We start from the raw sequence: 18710 nt of genomic DNA on the forward strand, positions 1-18710 counted from the left end.
AGTGCCTGGCGCCACTCGCCGCACCCGACCGGTACGCGTTTCGAGCCCGAGCCGGTCGCGCCTGCAAGCGCGCCACCCAGGGGGAGGAACCGACGAGGTCCGGACCGTGGTTCCTGCGTGCCTGCACGCGGTGGCGCCAGTACTGGATCCGCGTCATCGTGGGATCACCAGCAACCGCGCCTTCCGCAACACCGGGGGCAACGCCGTCCAGCGCGTCAACGGCGACAGCGCCCCCCTCCCTCGCCGTCCTGCCCGTCTCCGACGAGTGCCGCTCCCCCACCGACACCTCACTGGACGTCAGCGTCCAGAACCGCGCCCGCCTCTACGCCGCGTACGCCCGCGACAAGAACGACGACACCACCGACGCCACGACCTTCGCCGACGCTGTCACCAAGCACCGGATGTCTCCGACCAGCAAAAACGCGAGCACCCGGCTTCACTGGTGCAACATCGGACGCAGCGCCCGACCGTTATTTCCCGGGACGCTCCCGGTACCTGAGGCGACGTCGGTTTCCGCACGGTCACACCGGGGGGACTGCGCGTCGGTCCGACCCCGCCGGATAGTCCCACCTGCACGGGCAACACGTTCAACGTCCTCACCGGCGTCGGAACCGACTCCCCGAACAAGCTCCTCAGGCTCGTCCCGTAACCAAGACACGGCCGGGGACATCGGGGCGACGCGCCGTACATGTCCCCGGCTCACGGCGCCGGGAGGGTTGCTCACACGGCGCACGCCCGGAGCGAGCTGTCGTCGGCCCGGACCGGACCGGCGCGGGCAGGCCCTGGCCCGCCGGAGGTCAGGCTGATGACCCGCTGTCGACGACCAGGTCGGTGCCGACCACCGACCCGGCCCCAGGCGAGGCGAGGTAGAGCACCGCGGCCGCCACTTCTTCGGCTTTCGCGACCCGGCCGAGCGGATTCTCCGACTTCATCCGCTCCGCGCGGCCGGCCTCGGTCTCCCCGGGCCGCAATGACATCGGTGCGGCGGAGGCGCCCGGGCTGACCGCGTTGATGCGGATGCCCTGGTGGATGTGGTCGAGGGCGGCGGCGCGGGTCAGCGCTGAGACCGCTGCCTTCGAGGTGATGTATGCCGCGGTGTTCGGAATGCGGAGGTGTGCGCCCAGATTGGAGGAGATGTTGACGATGACCCCGCCGCCGTTCTCCTTCATGTGCGCGATCTCGTGCTTCATGGCCAGCCAGACGCCGGTGACATTGGTCCGCAGGACCGCGTCCCAGTCCTCCTCGCTCACCTCGCCGACGGGTACGGCGCCCCGGAATATCCCGGCGTTGTTGACCGCGATGTCCAGACCGCCGAAGCGGCTGACGCTCTCGCGCACGAGGTCCTGGAGCAGGACGGAATCCGTGACATCGGCGGTGACGGCCACGGCGGTGCCGCCGTCGGCCTCGATGAGGCCCACCGTCTCGTCCAGGGAGGCCGCGGTGCGCCCTGCGGCGACCACGGATGCGCCCTCGGCGGCGAAGGCGAGAGCGATCGCACGGCCGAGTCCGGAGCCTGCGCCGGATACGAGCACGGTCTTTCCGGTGAAGCGGTTCATTTCTGCATCCTCTTCGATCGATGGGTCGGTCGGTGCGGTGGTTGAGGAGTGCGGCGACGGCCAGGGCCGGCCCGTGGCGGGCGGAGGCCAGGCGTCGCCGTCGAGTGTGAGCAGGAGGGCCGACAGGACGGTGGAGCCGAGCTCCATCGCGCTGTTCGTCACGCCGCTCGCCAGCCCGGTCCGCTGCTGCGGCACGCCCTGGGTCGCGGGCACGGCGGCTCCCCCGTAGGAACGTGCGGTGCCAGCAGGACGAGGCCGGGCAGCAGTCCATACGCGTACGGGGTGTGTGGATCGAGTCGGGTGGAGGCAAGGAGAGCGAGCCCTGCCGCGGCGGTGCCGAGCCCGGCCTTCGTGAGCGCCCGCGTCCAGTAACGGACGATGAGTGGCCCCGCCGCCCGTCCTGAGGCGAGCAGGGCGAAGGCGAACGAACGGCACGAAGGCTGCCGGGGTCTGCAGCGGTGACCGGTCGCGTGTCTGCTGGAGGTGGAGCGAGAGGACGATGAAGGTCGTCGAGGTCCCGCAGGTGCTCAGCGCAATGGCTGCGGAGGCGAGGGCTCGTCTTCGGTCGAGCAAGAAGCGGATCGGCAGTAGGGGATCGCAGGCGCGACGCTCGGAGTACAGGAACGCGGTCAGCAGCGTGGCTCCGCCGAGCAGTGGCACGAGCACGCCCCCCGAAGACCAGGGCCGGGCATCGGTAAGGACGAGTCCGTAGCTGGCTAGGGCCGTTCCAGCGGCGGTGGGAAGGGCACCGGGCAGGTCGAGAGCCCTGCCCCGGTCCGGCGCGGTGCGTGGAAGCAGCCGGGGCGGAAGGGCGAGGGCCCCGGCAGCGACCGCGAGCGGCGCGCCGAAGGTCCAACGCCACGAGAGCAGCGACAGGATGACACCGGCGAGCAGAATGCCGACGGTCGCGCCGAGCACGGAGAGCCCACACCAAGTGACCATCGCCTTGCCGTACCAGGTGGATGGGGAACGCGGCACGCAGTACCGCCATCGCGGCAGGCGCCACTAGGGCCGCGCCTGTGCCGTGGGCGAAGCGGGCGACGAGCAGAAGATCGAGGCCGGAAGCGAACGGCGCCGCAGCCGAGGCGGCGGCGAGGAGGGCCAGACGTGCGACAAGGGTGTGCCGCCCGCTGTAGCGGTCGGCGAGCCGGCCACCGAAGGGCAGCAGCCCGGCGAAGGCCAGTCCGTATCCGCCACTGAGCAGGACTAAGTCGTGGCGGCGCAGGTCGACTTCACACCCGATGGGAGGCAGTGGAACAGCGATCGGGGTGAGCGGGAATATGAGCGTGGTCTGGATGCTGCCGAGAAGGACGAAGGCGTGTCGGTGCCGCGCATCGAGGGCGTGGGTCGCTTCCCCGGCGGTCACTGCCCCTCCTGTATTTTGATCGATCGGTCAATTATCCGGGCATGGGAGACGAAGCGTGCAGCAGGGTGCAAGAGCTCCAGGGCCTCTGGTGGGGGAATCAATCCAGCAGGGTGAGCGCCTGTTCGGCAGCGTCCTGCACGCGGGCGGGATCGCTGGACGCCTTGCCTACGATTCGTATGCCCTGCAGCAGGACGAGCAGCGTGCGGGCGAGAGCGCGCGGGTCGCGGTCCCTGGACAGTTCACCCTGGGCCTGGGCCCGTACGAGCGCGGAGTGCAGCGGGGTTTCGACGTGCCCCCAGCTGATCTCGACCCGACGGGCCGCCGCGGGGTCGTGCGGAGCGAGTTCGGCCGCGGTGTTGGTGATGAAGCAGCCGTGAAGCCGCCGCTCGGGGGATGCGGCTTCCGAGGCGAAGCGGCGTACTACCGCCCGCACGGCGGGCAGTGCGGGGCCCGGCTGCGACAACTCGGCGAGGAGGGAGGGGTCGCACCCCTCGGTGTAGCGGTCCATGGCCTTCAGGTACAGCTCGTGCTTGTTGCCGAAGGTGGCGTAGATGCTGGCGCGACCGATGCCGAGTTGCTCGACGAGGTCGGCCATCGACGTCGCCTCGTAACCACGCCGCCAGAACAGCTCGAGGGCCGACTGCAGCGCGGCGTCCGGATCGAATTCCTTGGTTCTGGCCACGCCTGGACCTTAGACCTATACAGAACGCTCGGTCAAGAAAGGTTCTGCCGCTCATGCGCGTCGGCGTGGCGTGGCGCGGCACGCGCAGTGCTGTCTGGTGCGCGGCGTTTTCGAGAACGGAGCGCGGGCGGTCTGGCTGCCCGGCCCCCGTTTTCCGTCCGCTCCGGATCGAGCGCCGCTAGGCTCTCCAGGTCAAGGTCGTGATCTGCTATCGGCGTCCGGTGTCGTCACAGGCCAGGGCATCGCCACGAGAGCCATGGTGACCGAGGCACTCGCCCTGCCGGACGCGGCATACCTCGAAATTGCACACGACCTGGCCAACACCTTCAGCGGCGCCATACCTCGCCGGCTCGGCTTAACTGAAGTCCGACGTGAGCAGATGGCGCTGCCCCCAGCCCCCTCAGCCAGCGGCGTCGACGTGACTGGCGGCTTGAACGCCCCACTCCAACCAGCTGTTATAGGCCTGTCCTGCGGATTACGTCGAGCGGACCTACGTCTTACACAGCACAGTCACCGTCGCGGCGACCTGCCTCTGGCTCAGCGCGATCCGCCGAGGCAGTGCCTAGTCCACTCGGACGACTCGCCGGTCGCCGTTCCGGTCGGCCACCAGGAACTGTGTGAAGTCAAAGGGATTGGCGGGCAGGTTGACGGGGATCAGCGGGTCCTTCTTGCGCGGCGTGACGTGCTCGTCGGCAGCTCTGCCGCGGCTATGGAGTCGCGCTGCTCAGCGGTGAGGGGGCGGGCCAGGGAGGTGACGGCCGCAGGGCAGTCGACCGTGCCTTGGCGGGTGGCGAGGGATGTGGCGGCCGGCTTGGTCAGCAGGGCGCATGCCGTCGGGCCGTCCCCTCGTCCTAGGTCGTGTCGTCAATGTGATCATGGCTGGTGGATCATGGTCAGGTGACGCGTCGCCATGAACTGACGGATGCCGAGTGGAACTTCGTGCAGCCGTTGCTACCCCGGAAGTCGATGGGTCGGCCTCGGCTCGATGACCGGAGGATGCTCAACGGGATCATGTGGAAGTTCCGGGCGGGAGTGGCCTGGCGAGATGTACCCGAGCGGTACGGATCCTGGGCCAGCCTGCACACCCGCTTCCGCCGCTGGGCGGCGGACGGCACGTTCGACCGGATGCTGAAAAACGCGCAGGCCCGAGCAGATGCTGCCGGGAACATCGACTGGCTGGTGTCGGTCGACTCCAGCATCGTCCGGGCCCACCAGCATGCCGCCGGGGCCCGAAAAGGGGGCATCGCAGCCCAGCGCTGGGCCGTTCCCGAGGCGGGTTGACCAGCAAGATTCATCTGGCCTGTGACGGCCTCGGCCGCCCGCTCGCCCTGGTCGTCACAGGCGGCAATACCAACGACTGCACCCAGTTCACCGCCGTGATGGAGGCGATACGTGTGCCACGGCTCGGGCCCGGACGGCCGCGTGTCCGGCCCGATCACGTCTTGGGCGACAAAGGCTTACAGCTCCAAGGCCATCCGAGCCTGGCTCCGACGGCGCGGCATCGGACACACCATCCCTGAACGCGCCGACCAGGCCCGAAACCGCCACCGACGCGGCAGCCGAGGAGGCCGCCCGCCCGCTTTCGACAAGCAGGTCTACAAGCGACGCAACGTTGTGGAACGGTGCTTCAATCGCCTGAAGCAGTGGCGCGGGATCGCCACCCGATACGACAAGACCGCCCAGTCCTACGAAGCAGCAGTCACCCTCGCCTCACTCCTGATGTGGGTGTGAAACGAAGGGCAATCCCTAAAAGGGTGGCTCCAGGGAGTACCCGTTCTCGCCAGGAGGGACGGACTTGCGCTTCGGTTCGGCAGCGCGCTGTTCCGCCACTGTGGGGTGGATGGCGATCGCCTCATCCGCCCGCCCTTGCAGGACCAGGATCTCGCACAGTTCCTCGCGTGCCTTGATCGTGCCCAGGGCTCGCAGTTCATCGGCGGCGGCGTCAAGACGGCCGGCCCGCCTGAGGAGGTTGGCCTTGACGATACGGGGATCGGTCCAGGGGCGGTCAAGACCGGCCACGGTGATCGCCTCGTCGACGCGGCCGAGGCCGGCCAGGGCCCAGGCCCGCCACCAGTGCTGGAACTCCTCGTGACCGTGGTGGGGCACAACCCTTGGGTGCTCGACCAGATAGAGCAGTTCCTCGGGGCGGTCGAGAAGGGGGTGGACGAGTGGTGCCAGGAGGTTGGAGCAGTCGTACCAGCCGAAGCCGGGCTCCGCGACGACGATCGCGTCGTCCAACCGGCCTTCTGCCAGCAACATCGAGGAAAGCCATGCCCGGTACCCGACCCAGTCGTCGGCGGCGATGGCGTCTCGCATCACGGCCTCGGCCTCCTCGACCCGGCCATGACGGCGCAGAGCACCCGCGTAGACGTCCAAGACGGTGCGCGCGTCCTGGCCGCCACCCAGTTCGCGCAACTCCTCGAGCCGCCCGTGACGTGCCAGCAGTCCGGCATAGGTGATGAGGGTGTTCTGGGCGAGGAAGCGGCGCCCGGCGATGTCCTGGCCGAGGATCCGGATTGCCTCATCAGCACGGCCCGCCCGCTCCAGCACACGGGCCTGCAACTCCTGGACGTCGGAGAAGGCGTAGTCCCGGTGCGCTTCGCCGCTGGCCTGACGTGCATGGTCTGCGAGCGGGGCAATCAGCTCCAGAACCCGCTCGTCACGGCCCTGCCCATCGGTGATATCTACCAGAACGGACAGGAGCCACGACTTGTCGAGGTGCGGGACGAGTAGCTCGATGGCCTCGTCGATGCGCCCTGCCTTGCCGAGCACCTCAGCAAGATCACGACACTCGGTCGTGGAGGCCCGGCCAGAATCGTCCGGACGGACCAGATCCAAAGCCTCCTCCGTCCTGCGGCCCGCCCGGAGCAGGATCTCGGCCTTCGCATACAAGGCGGCCCGCCACCCCGTCACGACGAACGGCTCCATCACAGATAGCGCGCGCCCCAAGTCCCCCGCCTGGCACAACTCCTCTACCGCCCCCTCGGCACAGAACCACTCGCCACGATCCACTGCCACCTGGGCAACCAGATTCAGGTGACCGTGCTCCAACAGGAGCCGCACCGTTCTCGGGGATAGACCGCGATAGTTGCTCGCCTGCCACGCAAGATCGTCCATATCCATGGTCGGAAGCGTAGAAGCACCCACCGACATGTCACCGAGGCACCGCCCGATCGGTCACCCTCGCCCCCTCACGCCGTCCGCTTGGCCTTTGACGACAACTCCTAGCGCGTGCATCAGGCGGAAAGCTGGTAACCGGTACGTATTCGAACCCTGCGGTATGCCCCGCTCTCCGTGGTCCTGTGACACCGTCACGCATTCCCTGCACCGCCCCCAGGTTCTGCTCCTGGGCCGCTATCACAGCACCGGCCGTCTACGACTGGTGAGGAAGACCGTCCCGCTGGAACCCGGCCGCCCCGGGGCATCGCCGACCACCTCACCGCAGCCGGCCCCGGCCCTCCATGGACCGGTGTCCGGTTCACCGCGTCATGGAACAGCCGCACCCCTTCGGAGCCGGTCCTGGTCGCGCCCGTCTTCGTCGCGGAGATCAGCGCCGACGTCAGACCCTTGACCACGACACCTTCGACGCCGGGGACGTCAGTCCACTCGTACAGCCGCTCCCCCGCCCCCGCGGGGTCGGTGGTCGACGGGCACAGCGTCCACGGCGGTGCGGAACTGGTGCGAGGTGGACAGTGCCTCCAGCGCCTCGCGGCGGCGCGCGAACGGATCGGCCAGCAACTCGCTGAAGAAGACGGTGCCACGAGTGCCCCTCACCGACGAGCTGCGCTCCTACGGCGCGGCCCACCGCGAGGCAGTGCCCTCCGTCGAGCACCGCTCCCACAAGGAGCTGAACAACCGGGCCAGGAGCTCCCACCAGTCGACGAGGCAGCGTGAACGCGTGACGAAGAGCTGTCACAGTACCGGCGGAGCCCAGCGGTTCCTACCCGCGTTCAGCGGCACCTCACCCCACCTCCGACCCCGCCGCCTGATGACCACGACCCACCACCGAGCTGAAACGACCGTCCGCTTCGCCCTCCGGAACCAGATCACCGGGCGTCACCGGTCTGCCCGCCACGGCCTGAGCACGGAGCCGGACCTCAGCTGCCTCACACCCGACGCGCCGTCAGGCAGCCACAGAGTCAACAACATGACAACGCCAGCCCTGCCCAGAACGATCGCCAGTCGAGCCATTAAACGCCAGAACCACCTACAAACAGCCCAGTCGCGCTCGATACGGAACACATAACTCCAGCCCACACTCCCCGACCGCCCACCCCACCTCTCAACACGCCATCAGCACACCAGATCAGCCGGTGCCCGATACACCAACAAGCCCCCTCCGAACGTCATCCATATGGAGAAAGCGTGACCCGAAGACGGACTTGCTCGCGATACTTGTGGCGATCCGATCAAGGACCGGAGATCCGTACAGAAGGAGTTTTGATGCGTAAGACCGCAATCGCTACCGCTGCAGGGGTGGCAACTCTCGCCGCCACCCTCTTCGGCAGCACGTCGGCCGTCGCGGTAGCCGCGAGCCCGACCTGCGCCCACACCTGCATCCTGAGCGTACGAACAGCCACGCACGATGCCTACGACCGTCTCGTCATCGACCTCGGGCAAGGGGCCGTCCCCGGGTGGACCGTCAGTGAGCAGACCACCCCGCTCTACTGGGGCGAGGAGAGCTCCCAGACTCAGGTGCCGATCAAGGGTGACTCCTATCTGAAAGTCACCCTCATGCCGGCCGAAACGTTCGACGGGAACTACCAGCCCACTTATACGAGCCCGAGATCCGAGTCCTTCACCTACCCGAGCCTCAAGGGGCAGGCCCTCGTGTACAGCTTCGAGGACAGCAACACCTTCGGCCTCGCTCTGGGACAACATTCCACCTACAAGGTCTTCAAACTGACCGCTCCCAACCGGGTGGTCATAGACGTTTACCACTGATCCGTGCACTACACCGCTCGGCCGTCGGCTCGTGCCGACGGCCGAGCCTCGATGTCCCCCGTCGGCGGTCGGGGCATACCGCCGGACCACTCCCAGCAGTTCCGCTCGCCGGGACGCGGGTCGTACAGGACTCGGGCTCCTGGTCCTCATCGAGCGCGGCAGCCGTTTTCGCGCGGGCCGCGTGGGCGCGCGCTCTAAGGAATCCTCCTGTGGTCCGGCCCGGTGTGTGCGTGATTGCCAGGCTGCTGGGTGCGCGGCAGCGGAGCCATCGCCGGGGCGGGCTGCGGTCGGAAGTCGTGGACGGCACCAACACAGTCCCTCGCGACGCGGGACCCGAAGAGAACGTTTGATCTTGTTGACCCTGGCCTACCGAACGATGACCCGAACATGCTCGCTCGTATTGAAGGACTCCGAATACGTGAACGCCGTGCTGTGGCCTGCCGGGAGGCGCACCCTGGAGAGATGAGCGCGTCAATCGTCGTTCACCGTCCCTCTCCCACGGGCGGGCGGCTGGCCACCGTCCGTGGGTAGATTGCCGGGCCGGCGATGGGCGCTGCCGATGTCGCGGAGTTCCTGCGGTCGTGCCGGGCTCCCGGGCTCGGAGCCGCTCCAGGTCGCTGATGTCGCCGGACTGCGGGATGCCATCGGGCATGGCTGCACCTCGGGGTCGGGCGCGTCGTGGGCGTGCTTCAAAGCGATGCGGGCTTCCACGCGGTCCGGGCCGGACAGCGCCTGACAATCCGGATGCGTGAGGACGAAGGTCGTCAGTTCCAGGCACGTGCCCGGTATCGGGCGAGGCGCTCGGCCTGCTCATGCGTGTAGCCGGGACCGTCTTCCCCCCTCCGGCTGACCTGGTAGGTGGTGGTGACACCGCACCGGATGCAGGGGCCGGGGTCTCCCTCGATGGCGCGCCCGTCCGACCGCGCGACGGTCCGACCGCGCGACGGTCCGACCGCGCGACAGATCAGCCTTTCGCTTCGCGGACGTCCTTTCCCTCTTCGGCGAACGCCTTGAAGTCCTGCATGTGCTCTCGCGACTGCTTGCGGAAGGCGCCGGGCATCAGGAGCCCTACCAGTCGCATCAGCATGCTGCCGAACCGGTACTCGTTCTCGCTCACCCAGAGCGTGGTCTCCGGACCGGCCTCCGTCAGCCGGTCGCGCACGGCGCTCCACATGCCGTCGCCGACGATCTCGCGGTCGAAGTGAACGACGCTCGCTTTCGGGATCCCGTGCAGGTCTGGAGGTTCCCGGCGCGTGATCGTCTCAGTGCCCTCGAAAGTCCGCTGCCCCATCTGCATCACGACCCGAGACTTGGTACCGACCTGCCCGTGCACGCCACTCAGCGGCTCGTGCAGCACCAGGCCCCGCAGCCACTTCGGCATGTGTGCCGGGTCGGCGAGCAGCTGGACCGCCCTCTCCCGAGGAAGGGCGATCTCGATCGAGACGGTGTACTTCATGGCAGAGCCCTCCAGATTCCTCAGTGAACGCGCGACTCGACCAATCTCTCACCCGCACGAGGATGCCCTGACAGGATCACCGCCGTCTGCGGGTGCCGGCGGGCCGATTCTGAGCATCGGAGTGGTCCAGCAGGGCCAACCATCCTGCACGGTCCCAGGAGGAGTACCCGAACGCAGCAGGAGCGTCCAGCCGGCAGCGTTCCGCGCCCGGCATGCTGCGACCGGCCAGAAGCCGCACCCTGGAGACATGAGAGCGCCGATAGTCATCCACCGCCCCTCCCCCACGGGCGGGCGCCGGGTCACCATCCGTGGGCACATCGCCGGGCTCGCCTACGACGACCAGGACGTCATCGAGTTTCTGCGGCGGGCCGGGCTCCCGGACGCGGAGCAGTTGCTGGACCGGCCGGAGTGGGTGGAGTGGCGGGGCGGTCGTGCGCACAGTTACGCGGCGGCGTAGACACTGCACTGGCCGTACTGCTCGAGCGATGGCCATCGAGATCCTGGCGTGCCCATGCAACCGCAGCGCGTGGGTCAGCGTGAGCTCTGTCCGTGAGGAGCACAGAGGACCGGCGGCGCGGTGGGCTGGACCGAACGTGCTGGAGACCGGCAGGACCGACATGGACGCCGCGCTGGAGCGTCTGATAGCGGGAACCACCAGCGGACACAACGCCCTCCTGCGCGACGACGACAACCGCCTCGTCACCCAGGCCGTGCTCTGCCCGGCGGCCTACACGCTCACTCGAGACAAGCCGGAAGCCATGGTCAAGCTGGCTGCGGCCATAGCCGCCACGGCGGGACTCGTGGCGGGTCTCGCTGTGGTCGAGGCCGTCCCGCACTTCAAAAGGGTCTCGCGACCCTCAAGTCGCAGCTGAACCGCAGCAGGTCGGAGACCGCCCTCGAGGCCTCCGCAACCACCACTGGGTCGAGTTCCCCGTAAGGGCCACCGTGCCGAAGCAGCCGCCACGCGAGCTGACCACCCCGTGACCCAGGCCGGACGCCCCGCCTGCCCGGGGAACTGTTCGAACGCACGGCGCAGGCAGCCACCAGCGACACCGTTGCACGGGCCAGGTGCTCGACGGCGCACGCTACGTCAGCGGGGCATCGCCGATCCCGACCACCCGCTCCGCCGGCCGGAGATGATGCTGCCTATGGATACGCAGATAACCGTCGCGCTGATCGGTGCGGCTGGTGTGGGTGGCACGATCGCTGGCGCCATCGTGGGGGCTCGGATTCAGGCGAACGGTGGGCATGCGCAGGCGCAAGCGGCGAGGGACGCGGCGGAGACGGCGGCCCAGGCTGGGCGGCGGCAGGCCTTGCACGACCTGCGGTGGACGACGATGACGGCACTGCTGCGAGCGGCTGGCGAGAGCATGGAGGCGACGGGGCGTCTCTACCTGGCGGGGGCAGATGCGCACGCTGAGCGAGCGGAGGCAGAACGAGTGCTTCACGGCTTCCGTCTCGCCTATGCCGAGGCGGAGCTGGCAGCGGCCCCGGGGATCAGGGAGGAAATCGCGGCTGTCGGACAAGTGGTGAGGACGGCGCACTACCTGGCGCGCATGCGGGCTCCTGCGGAACGGGCGTGGCGCATGTTGGACGACTTGTGCCGGGAGGGTGATACGGCCGCAGTGCATGCCAAGGGTGCTCTGGCTCGTCTGCGTGCGGCGGGCGCTCCGCTTTGGAATCCGTCGGTCGGTGGTGGTGATCCGCCGCCCGAGTACGACGAGGTGATCGCGGCTCTGAACGCGGTGCCTCAGCTGGAGCGCGGGCAGGTGCGGCTGCTGTTGGGGGTGGCGGCAGTTCCGCTGGAGTACGAACGCAGGCGCGAGAACGTGGTCAACGCGAGGCGGGACTGGGCTGAGCAGAACTATCGCTACCAGGAGGCCCGGCAAGGGCTGATCGGGGCTGCGCGGCGGGTGTTGGGCACGGATGGGCCTTAAAGCAGACTGTCTGCCCCCCAGTGGTTCGCGGGCCGGTGTCTACCAGACACGTCCGGTCGGGGGCCGGGGCGGCAGTCAGCCTGGTCCGCCAAGGTGAGGAGACGACCGGTGGTCTCCTCACCGACCGTCTCGACGAGCCGCCCGTTGACGGACAGCGCGCCTACTGCGAATAGAACGCCTTGACGCTGACGGCTGGCCCGTCGGCACTGCGTGCTACGGCGGCCCTCGCCGCCCCCGTCACCTTGACCGTCTCGGTACCGCTGGCTGGGACGACGGTCAGGCCACCGACCAGGGTTACCTCGACAGCTTGTTGGGTCTCACCCTCCTTCGGCTGGTTCCACACGATGTGGACGACCCGCACGGTGACAGGGAGTTCGTTGTCGTTGGTCAGCTTGACCCCTCGACACGAAGATCCCCGGCTGCCCGTCCGACTGGGTCGCCCGGACGATCCCGCCGGGCGACAGCGTGACGGAGTGCAGCATCCACCTGGTGACGGACGACGGCGACAAGCCGTTCGCGGTGGGTTTCGCGGAGGCGGGCCGGCCGGGACTGGTGGCCTGGCGGGCCCCCCACTGAGGCGACCGCCTAAGCCGGCCGACAGGTCCTTGTCGTCGGTGATGGCCTCGGGGCTTCCATCCGAGATCCGCTACGCCCGGCCCTTGGGCTATGGCTCCGGTTTGCCCACCCCGAGGTCGACCCCGGTCCCGTCACCCTGTCCGAGTCCACATACGGATTGCGCACCGTCAGCTCCACCGCCACGATTTGTCTACCGTCGGTAGTGCCGGTACCACGCCTGCGCCTCTACGAAGTGCCGGAACTTCTGCGCGGGGAAGGCGAAGGCGTCGCGAACCCGTGGCAGTCGGGCACCACTCCGGCCTCGCCCTCGCCCTCGCCGCCTTCCCGTACCAGGAGGCAGCGTTCCGTTGCGCCACGAGATCACCGACCTGACCGACTGGACTCGCGGCGACATGGACATCAACACCGCCCCGTCCTTCGACGTGGACGACTACGCCGACCACCTGACGGGGGCGCACCAACGCTCTGCTCCTGTCGGCGTCGTCGGGCCGGGAGAGTGTCGTCACGAAGATCACTCCCGGTGCGTACACCGTCGTGATCCAGGTCAACGGCCGCCACTTCCCGCCGTGCCGTTCCCGGTCGTCGCGGCATGATCCGCGACCGGCCTCCTACCTGATCTGACCGCTCTCCACCAAGGCCGTGCCTCAACCTCGCCGCGGCCCGGTCATCCATGCCTCACACCGGAACGCCGGCCAGCACGGCAATCCCCCGATGGAGTGACCCGACCGCGTCGAACAGATTTCAAGGCCCGCCTCCGCACCCTGCCCGCCCCAACGGCCCGATCAGAACGTGTGTTCACGAAATGAGCCGTGACGGAGCCCGATCCGACGCGTTCTTAGAGCACCAGTGCCACTCCCCCGCCTAGAAGGAGGACATCGTGAATCCCGCCCCCGCCCTCGTGCACCAGCCCTCTGGAATCGAACGACGGCCCGCCCCTGCGACGGTGCGCCGTGTTGACGACACCCGCTGCTCAGCACGTCGGGAAACGAGGTGGGCGGCATGAGTGAGTCGACCGATGAAACCGCCGACACCGTTCCGGCGCCCCGCCCCGCCCCCCTTCCGTCCGCCCCGCCGACCACGGCGCCGGAAGCCGCACCGGCCGCCGGCGCGGAGCAGAAATCCCCCGTCCCTGAGATGCGGTACGTGGACCTGACCGGCAGCCGTGAAGCGGCCGGCCGCTCCATCCGGATGCGCGACATGGCCCGGCGCCTGCCCCAGCTGGTCCGGCGCTCCCTGGCACTCGCCTGGCGCGTCGACCGACGGGCCACCACCGGCCTCCTGCTGTGCCAGACGGTCGCCGGCGTCATGCAGGCCCTGGGTCTGATCGCGATCAGCGGCACCCTCACCGCACTCCTGACCAGCGGCGACGTGTATCACCGGCTCCTGCAGGCATGGCCGTCCGTGGCCTTGCTGGCCACCGCCACCGGAGTGCGGGCACTTCTAGGCATCACCGTCAGCTGGCTCTCCTCCCGGCTGAGCCCTCTCATGTCGCGGGAAGCCGAGCAGATGCTGCTCACCGGCTGCGCCGAGGTGGAACTCTCCGCTTACGACGACCCCGACTTCAACCGCGACCGCGAAGCCGCCGACCGCGGAGCCCAGGTCACCGGCGACCTCATCGACGAGGGCCAGGACCTGATCGCCTCAGCGGCCTCCTTCCTCGCCGGGGCCATCGTCCTCGCCGGAGTGAGCTGGGTGCTCCTCCCCCTTCTGGTCGCCGCCAGCCTGCCGCAGGCCCTCGCCCAGGTCAGCGCCGCCCGGGTCCGCTACCTGGCGAACCTGCGCAGCAACGGCGACAACCGCATGCTGTCGGTGCTGCGGTGGCACATCTTCACCCGCGAGGCCGCCGACCAGATCCGCGCCGGCACCATGGCCGGTTTCCTCTCCGGCCGGTACCGGCAGACGGTCGCCCGGATCAACCGCGAGGACCGGACAGCAGCCGACAAGGGCGCCCGCATGTCGCTGGTCGGCGCCCTGTGCGGTGGCCTCGGGTCGGCTGTCGTGTGGGCGGCGGTGGTGTGGCTGCTGGCCACCGGCCGCATCAGCGTCGGCCACGCCGGCACGGCCGTCTTCGCTCTGCAGACGGTGGGCCAGTCGGTGCGCGGGCTGGTCGCCGTCGGGGCCCGTGCCGTGCGTACCGGCCTCTACATGGACGACTGGACACGATTCCTCGACCTGGCCGGCGGCTACACCATGCGCCGCGGCGTCCACCGGCCGCCGCCACCGGCTGAGATCGAGATCAGGAAGGTCTCGCACCGCTACGCCGGGAAGGACCAGGACGCGCTGTCCGACATCTCGCTGACACTGCGCCGGGGCGAGGTCACCGCACTGGTCGGCTTCAACGGATCGGGGAAATCGACACTGTCGAAGCTGGTCAGCGGCCTGTACCTGCCCACCGGCGGACAGGTGCTGTGGGACGGCGTCGCCACCGACGACGCCGACCCGCAGGCACTGTGGCAGCAGGTGGCCCTGGTGCCGCAGGACTACGCGCACTGGCCGCTGACGGTCCGCGAAAACGTGACCCAGGGGCAGCCCACGGCCCGCGGCGACGCGGCGGTCCGCGAGGCCTGCGAGGCCGCGGACGCCGACGAGGTCGTCGACAAGCTCGGCGCCGGCCTGGACACGCTGCTCGCCCGCGAGTGGCTGAACGGGGAGGAGCTGAGCGGCGGCCAGTGGCAGCGCATCGCGCTCGCCCGGGCATTCTTCCGCGAGGCAGGGCTCCTGGTCCTCGACGAGCCGACCGCGAACCTCGACCCCCGCGCCGAGTACCGGATCTTCCAGCGGCTGCGGGACCTGGCCCGGGACCGGGTGGTTCTCCTGGTCACGCATCGCATCACCAACGTCGCCGTCGCCGACCGGATCGTGGTCCTCGACGAGGGCAGGATCGTGCAGGAGGGCTCCTACAGGGACCTCGCCGCACAAGAAGGCGGCCTGTTCCAGCAGTTGCTGTCCTACCAGGTCACCCCGGAGCCGGGCGGCGAAAGTCACGGGACCCGCGCGTGAAGGGATCCGACACCACCTCACAAGCTCCGCCCGGGCTCACGGCCCCGGCTGCCCCGCCAAACCCTCGACCCATCCACCAGTCCTCCCCTGCTTCTCCGAGGTGTTGACGTGCCGATCACCCGCTCCCACATCCGCGCGACCCTCGACAGTTATCTGACTCGACACCCGCACGAGCGAGAGTCCCTGGCCGGCCTGTTCGCCGTTCTGGAGAAGCTTGACGACCCGTCCGGCCGGACAACTCTTCCCGGCCACGTCACCTGCAGCGCGGTCGTCATCGGAATTGGCGTTCGGGGGTGAGCAGCAGCCCAGTGGCCTTGTGGACGATGTGCAGTACGTGCCGGTCTTGGTCGCGGCCCGTTGTCCACCCTCGGTCTGGTGAAGAAGAGGTAGTGCTTCGGGTCCTTGCGCCGCAGCGTCGCCTTCAGCGTGTCCTGGACGGTGACGGACGTGACCTCGTCGATGCCGGGTCCGCCGGCGGGCCCGGTGCCCGCGAGGATGAGTTTGCGCACGAGGTCGGGTTCCTCTGCCGCGATGACCTGGGCGATGAAGCCGCCCATCGACAGGCCGAGCAGGTCGACCTGGTCGAACCCGAGGGCCCGGATGAACAGCACGGTGTCGCGGGCCATCGCCCCGATGGTGGCGGGTGCGGAGCCGCCGGACGCGCCGACGCCGCGGTTGTCGTAGGTGATCACGCGGCGTCGGGCGGCCAGTCCGTCGACGACCCGTGGATCCCAGTTGTCCAGGACCGCGGACAGGTGGTTGAGCAGGATCAGGGGTACGCCGTCCTCCGGGCCGAGCTGCCGGTAGGCGAAGTGGACGCCCTGCACGGACACGGCGCGGGTCGGCGCGTTCTTGTACGACGACGGGGTGGGTGTGGGGGAGCTGGACGATGCGCTCATGGCCGGGTCCTGGTGTGCGGTAGGGGACGGGGTTGTGGGGATTGGGCTTCTCGTTGTGACGGGCTGCCTCGGCGTCCGGCTGGGCTGTGCCCGCGCTCACGTCATGGAGACGACGACTTTCCCGGCCTTCGCGCGGCCCTTCTCGACGTACTCCATGGCCTGGAGGGTTTCGTCGAACGGGAAGACGCGGTCGACGACGGGACGGACCTTTCCGGCGTCGATGAGGGGGGTGAGTTCGCGCAGCTGGTCGCCGCCGGCCTTCATGAACAGGAACGAGTACGTCACGCCGCGGCGCTTCGCGTCACGTCGGGTCTTGAAGCTGAGGGCGGTCGTGGCCAGGCGGAATACCGGGTTCAGGCCGAGTTCACGGGCGAAGGCCGGGTCGGGCGGGCCCGCGACGCTGATGGCCATGCCACCGGGCTTGAGTACGCGCAGGGACTTGGCGAGGTTCTCGCCGCCGAGGCTGTCGAGGACGACGTCGTAGCCGTCGAGGACCTCTTCGAAGTCCTGGGTGCGGTAGTCGACGACGATGTCCGCGCCGAGGTCCTCGGCCAGGTCGATCTTGGCGGTGCTCACGGTGGTGGCCACGTGCGCGCCCAGCGCCTTGGCGAGCTGGACGGCGATGGAGCCGAGACCGCCGGCGCCCGCGTGGATGAGGACCTTCTGACCCGGCTGTACGTGGGCCCGCTCGACCAGTGCCTGCCATGCGGTCAGCGCGACCAGGGGAAGGGAGGCGGCCTCGGCCATGGTGAGGGTGGCCGGCTTGGGTGCCAGGTCGTCCTGATGCACGGCGATGAGTTCGGCGAAGGTGCCGATGCGATCCTTGTCGGGCCGGGCGTAGACCTCGTCGCCCACCGCGAAGCGGGTGACGGACGGGCCGGCCTGGACGACCGTCCCGGCGAGGTCGTTGCCCAGCACGAGCGGGAGACGATAGGGCAGGAACGCCTTGAAGTCCCCGTTGCGGATCTTGAAGTCCAGCGGGTTGACGCCCGCCGCGTGGATCTTGACCAGGACGTCGTCGGCGCCCACCTGCGGGTCGGGTTGCTCGGCATCACGCATGCCAGCTTGGTCGCCGTACTTCTCGACCATGAAGGCCCTCATCGTCGTCTCCGTTCCGTGTCCCGTCCGTGAGGACGAGGGGGTGCGTTCGAGCCGGGATCATCCCAGTACGAACTAGTTTGTGTGTTGTATTTCTCGGTGCGGCGCGGGCGCACTGTCCCCTCGGCCGTGTCCGGCGATCAGGCCACCGGGACGACCGGGGTGGTGATCCGGTCGGCGGTGCCTCCCTGGAGGCCGTCCAGGGAGGCGGTGATTCCCTCGTGGGGTGCGCCGCGCGGCACCGCGCTGACATCGGTGAGGCGGGTGTACTGCACGTCGGTCAGCTGGACGTCGAGGGCGTCGAGGTAGCTGTCGAGCTGGGACAGGTTGCGCGGGCCGACGATCGGGACGAGCGTGGCCGCGGAGCGTGCGGCGCGCCCGCGCACCCAGGCCACCGCAATCCGGGCCGGTGCCACGCCCGTCTCCTGGGCTATGGCCAGGACGGTGTCGACGACGGCGGTCTTCTGGTCGGTGCTCTCGGTGTGGGTGACCATGCCCAGGTCGCTCAGGCGCCCTTCGGCGGAGCTGCGGTACTTGCCGGTGAGGAGTCCGCCGCCGAGCGGGGACCACAGGGCGGCACCCAGGCCGAGGCTCTCGGCCATGGGCAGGAGTTCACGGTCTGCGGAGCGTTCGACGAGGCTGCACTCGTACTGGATGCCCACGATCGGGGCCTGGTTCCTCAGATCGGCGAGGGTTACCGCGCGCGAGACGCGCCAGGCGGGGAAATTGGACAGCGCGGCGTGGTGGATCTTGCCGGCGCTTACCAGGTCGTCGAGCCCGCGCAGGAGTTCTTCCATCGGGGTGAGCTCGTCGGGGAAGTGAACCCAGAGCAAGTCGATGTAGTCGGTGCCCAGGCGCTTCAGGCTGGCCTCCACTGAGGCGACCATGTTCTTGCGGCTGTTGCCGGTCCTGGAGATGTCGGGCTGCCGGGCGGCACCGAGGGCGAACTTCGTGGCCAGGACGAAGTGGTCGCGGTCGGCGGAGATCAGCTTTCCGGTCAGTTCCTCCGATTCGCCGAACTGGTAGCCGTCCGCGCCCGAGGAAGGTGCCGCCCGCTTCGGCGAACCGGTCGAAGATCCGGCGTGCCTCGCCCGGCTCGGCGCCGGCGCCCCGGCCGGTGCCGAAGTTGGCGGTGCCGAGCGCGTACTCGGACACACGAAGGCCGGTCCGGTGTCCGAAGGTCGCATAACGCATGA

General features: G+C 69.0%; 13 protein-coding genes and 3 pseudogenes. 7 read left to right on the forward strand and 9 right to left on the reverse strand.

What is annotated here, in order from left to right:
* Positions 1–797 precede the first annotated feature (797 nt).
* The 3 genes and pseudogenes from OO67_RS15800 to OO67_RS15810 form a co-directional block, all read right to left on the reverse strand.
* The gene (locus OO67_RS15800; RefSeq protein ID WP_033300823.1) at positions 798–1556 is read right to left on the reverse strand and encodes an SDR family NAD(P)-dependent oxidoreductase; all 759 of its coding nucleotides are present in this window, start codon (positions 1554–1556) and stop codon (positions 798–800) included.
* A 1021-nt stretch (positions 1557–2577) separates the two neighbouring features.
* Positions 2578–2922, reverse strand: a pseudogene (locus OO67_RS40475) (MFS transporter); the annotation flags it as partial.
* 97 nt (positions 2923–3019) lie between these two features.
* Positions 3020–3604, reverse strand: coding sequence for a TetR/AcrR family transcriptional regulator (locus OO67_RS15810; protein WP_033300682.1), 585 nt, complete (start codon positions 3602–3604; stop codon positions 3020–3022).
* A gap of 897 nt (positions 3605–4501) precedes the next feature.
* Here OO67_RS15810 and OO67_RS36700 point away from each other — a divergent pair.
* Positions 4502–5335 (forward strand): annotated as a pseudogene (locus OO67_RS36700) (IS5 family transposase).
* 15 nt (positions 5336–5350) lie between these two features.
* On the opposite strand, the gene OO67_RS15825 reads toward OO67_RS36700, so the two are convergent.
* Positions 5351–6727, reverse strand: coding sequence for a tetratricopeptide repeat protein (locus OO67_RS15825; protein WP_033300685.1), 1377 nt, complete (start codon positions 6725–6727; stop codon positions 5351–5353).
* A 474-nt stretch (positions 6728–7201) separates the two neighbouring features.
* Positions 7202–7378: a hypothetical protein gene (locus OO67_RS38615; protein WP_157841691.1), complete on the reverse strand. Its 177-nt coding sequence runs from the start codon at positions 7376–7378 to the stop codon at positions 7202–7204.
* Here OO67_RS38615 and OO67_RS40830 point away from each other — a divergent pair.
* Together OO67_RS40830 and OO67_RS15830 are read left to right on the forward strand one after the other, a co-directional pair.
* A pseudogene (locus OO67_RS40830) lies at positions 7353–7658 on the forward strand (IS6 family transposase); the annotation flags it as partial. The gene OO67_RS38615 and the pseudogene OO67_RS40830 overlap by 26 nt on opposite strands.
* Before the next feature lie 389 nt (positions 7659–8047).
* Positions 8048–8548, forward strand: a complete 501-nt coding sequence (locus tag OO67_RS15830; RefSeq protein WP_033300687.1) for an AMIN-like domain-containing (lipo)protein — start codon at positions 8048–8050, stop codon at positions 8546–8548.
* Positions 8549–9512: 964 nt separating this feature from the next.
* On the opposite strand, the gene OO67_RS15835 is transcribed toward OO67_RS15830, so the two are convergent.
* Positions 9513–10004 carry an SRPBCC family protein gene (locus OO67_RS15835; RefSeq protein ID WP_033300689.1) on the reverse strand — a complete coding sequence of 164 codons (492 nt, stop codon included), beginning with the start codon at positions 10002–10004 and terminating at the stop codon, positions 9513–9515.
* Between the two features lie 247 nt (positions 10005–10251).
* On the opposite strand from OO67_RS15835, the gene OO67_RS15840 reads away from it, so the two are divergent.
* From OO67_RS15840 to OO67_RS15860, 4 genes are all read left to right on the forward strand, one after another.
* Positions 10252–10461, forward strand: a complete 210-nt coding sequence (locus tag OO67_RS15840) for a hypothetical protein (protein ID WP_033300691.1) — start codon at positions 10252–10254, stop codon at positions 10459–10461.
* A gap of 136 nt (positions 10462–10597) precedes the next feature.
* Complete coding sequence (locus OO67_RS15845) at positions 10598–10876, forward strand: hypothetical protein (protein ID WP_033300692.1); 279 nt, start codon at positions 10598–10600, stop codon at positions 10874–10876.
* A 276-nt stretch (positions 10877–11152) separates the two neighbouring features.
* A complete protein-coding gene (locus OO67_RS15850) occupies positions 11153–11941 on the forward strand; it encodes a hypothetical protein (RefSeq protein WP_033300693.1) in 789 nt (262 codons plus the stop codon).
* 1710 nt (positions 11942–13651) lie between these two features.
* Complete coding sequence (locus OO67_RS15860) at positions 13652–15517, forward strand: ABC transporter ATP-binding protein (protein ID WP_033300824.1); 1866 nt, start codon at positions 13652–13654, stop codon at positions 15515–15517.
* A 149-nt stretch (positions 15518–15666) separates the two neighbouring features.
* On the opposite strand, the gene OO67_RS15865 is transcribed toward OO67_RS15860, so the two are convergent.
* The 3 genes from OO67_RS15865 to OO67_RS15875 form a co-directional block, all read right to left on the reverse strand.
* Positions 15667–16416, reverse strand: a complete 750-nt coding sequence (locus OO67_RS15865; protein WP_244300213.1) for an alpha/beta fold hydrolase — start codon at positions 16414–16416, stop codon at positions 15667–15669.
* A gap of 96 nt (positions 16417–16512) precedes the next feature.
* Positions 16513–17517: an NADP-dependent oxidoreductase gene (locus OO67_RS15870; protein ID WP_033300696.1), complete on the reverse strand. Its 1005-nt coding sequence runs from the start codon at positions 17515–17517 to the stop codon at positions 16513–16515.
* A 137-nt stretch (positions 17518–17654) separates the two neighbouring features.
* Positions 17655–18701 (reverse strand): aldo/keto reductase, encoded by a 1047-nt coding sequence (locus OO67_RS15875; RefSeq protein ID WP_244300215.1) that lies wholly within the window; start codon positions 18699–18701, stop codon positions 17655–17657.
* Between the last annotated feature and the right edge of the window lie 9 nt (positions 18702–18710).

The organism is Streptomyces atroolivaceus (genome assembly GCF_000717025.1).
GTDB classification, from domain to species: Bacteria; Actinomycetota; Actinomycetes; order Streptomycetales; family Streptomycetaceae; genus Streptomyces; species Streptomyces atroolivaceus.

Excerpts from the sequence above, each read along its gene's own strand:
- OO67_RS15800 (WP_033300823.1), bottom strand. The coding sequence starts at position 1,556 with ATGAACCGCTTCACCGGAAAGACCGTGCTCGTATCCGGCGCAGGCTCC.
- OO67_RS15850 (WP_033300693.1), top strand. The coding sequence starts at position 11,153 with ATGGATACGCAGATAACCGTCGCGCTGATCGGTGCGGCTGGTGTGGGT.
- OO67_RS15840 (WP_033300691.1), top strand. The coding sequence starts at position 10,252 with ATGAGAGCGCCGATAGTCATCCACCGCCCCTCCCCCACGGGCGGGCGC.
- OO67_RS15830 (WP_033300687.1), top strand. The coding sequence starts at position 8,048 with ATGCGTAAGACCGCAATCGCTACCGCTGCAGGGGTGGCAACTCTCGCC.
- OO67_RS15825 (WP_033300685.1), bottom strand. The coding sequence starts at position 6,727 with ATGGATATGGACGATCTTGCGTGGCAGGCGAGCAACTATCGCGGTCTA.
- OO67_RS15865 (WP_244300213.1), bottom strand. The coding sequence starts at position 16,416 with ATGAGCGCATCGTCCAGCTCCCCCACACCCACCCCGTCGTCGTACAAG.
- OO67_RS15835 (WP_033300689.1), bottom strand. The coding sequence starts at position 10,004 with ATGAAGTACACCGTCTCGATCGAGATCGCCCTTCCTCGGGAGAGGGCG.
- OO67_RS15860 (WP_033300824.1), top strand. The coding sequence starts at position 13,652 with ATGCGGTACGTGGACCTGACCGGCAGCCGTGAAGCGGCCGGCCGCTCC.
- OO67_RS15870 (WP_033300696.1), bottom strand. The coding sequence starts at position 17,517 with ATGAGGGCCTTCATGGTCGAGAAGTACGGCGACCAAGCTGGCATGCGT.
- OO67_RS15875 (WP_244300215.1), bottom strand. The coding sequence starts at position 18,701 with ATGCGACCTTCGGACACCGGACCGGCCTTCGTGTGTCCGAGTACGCGC.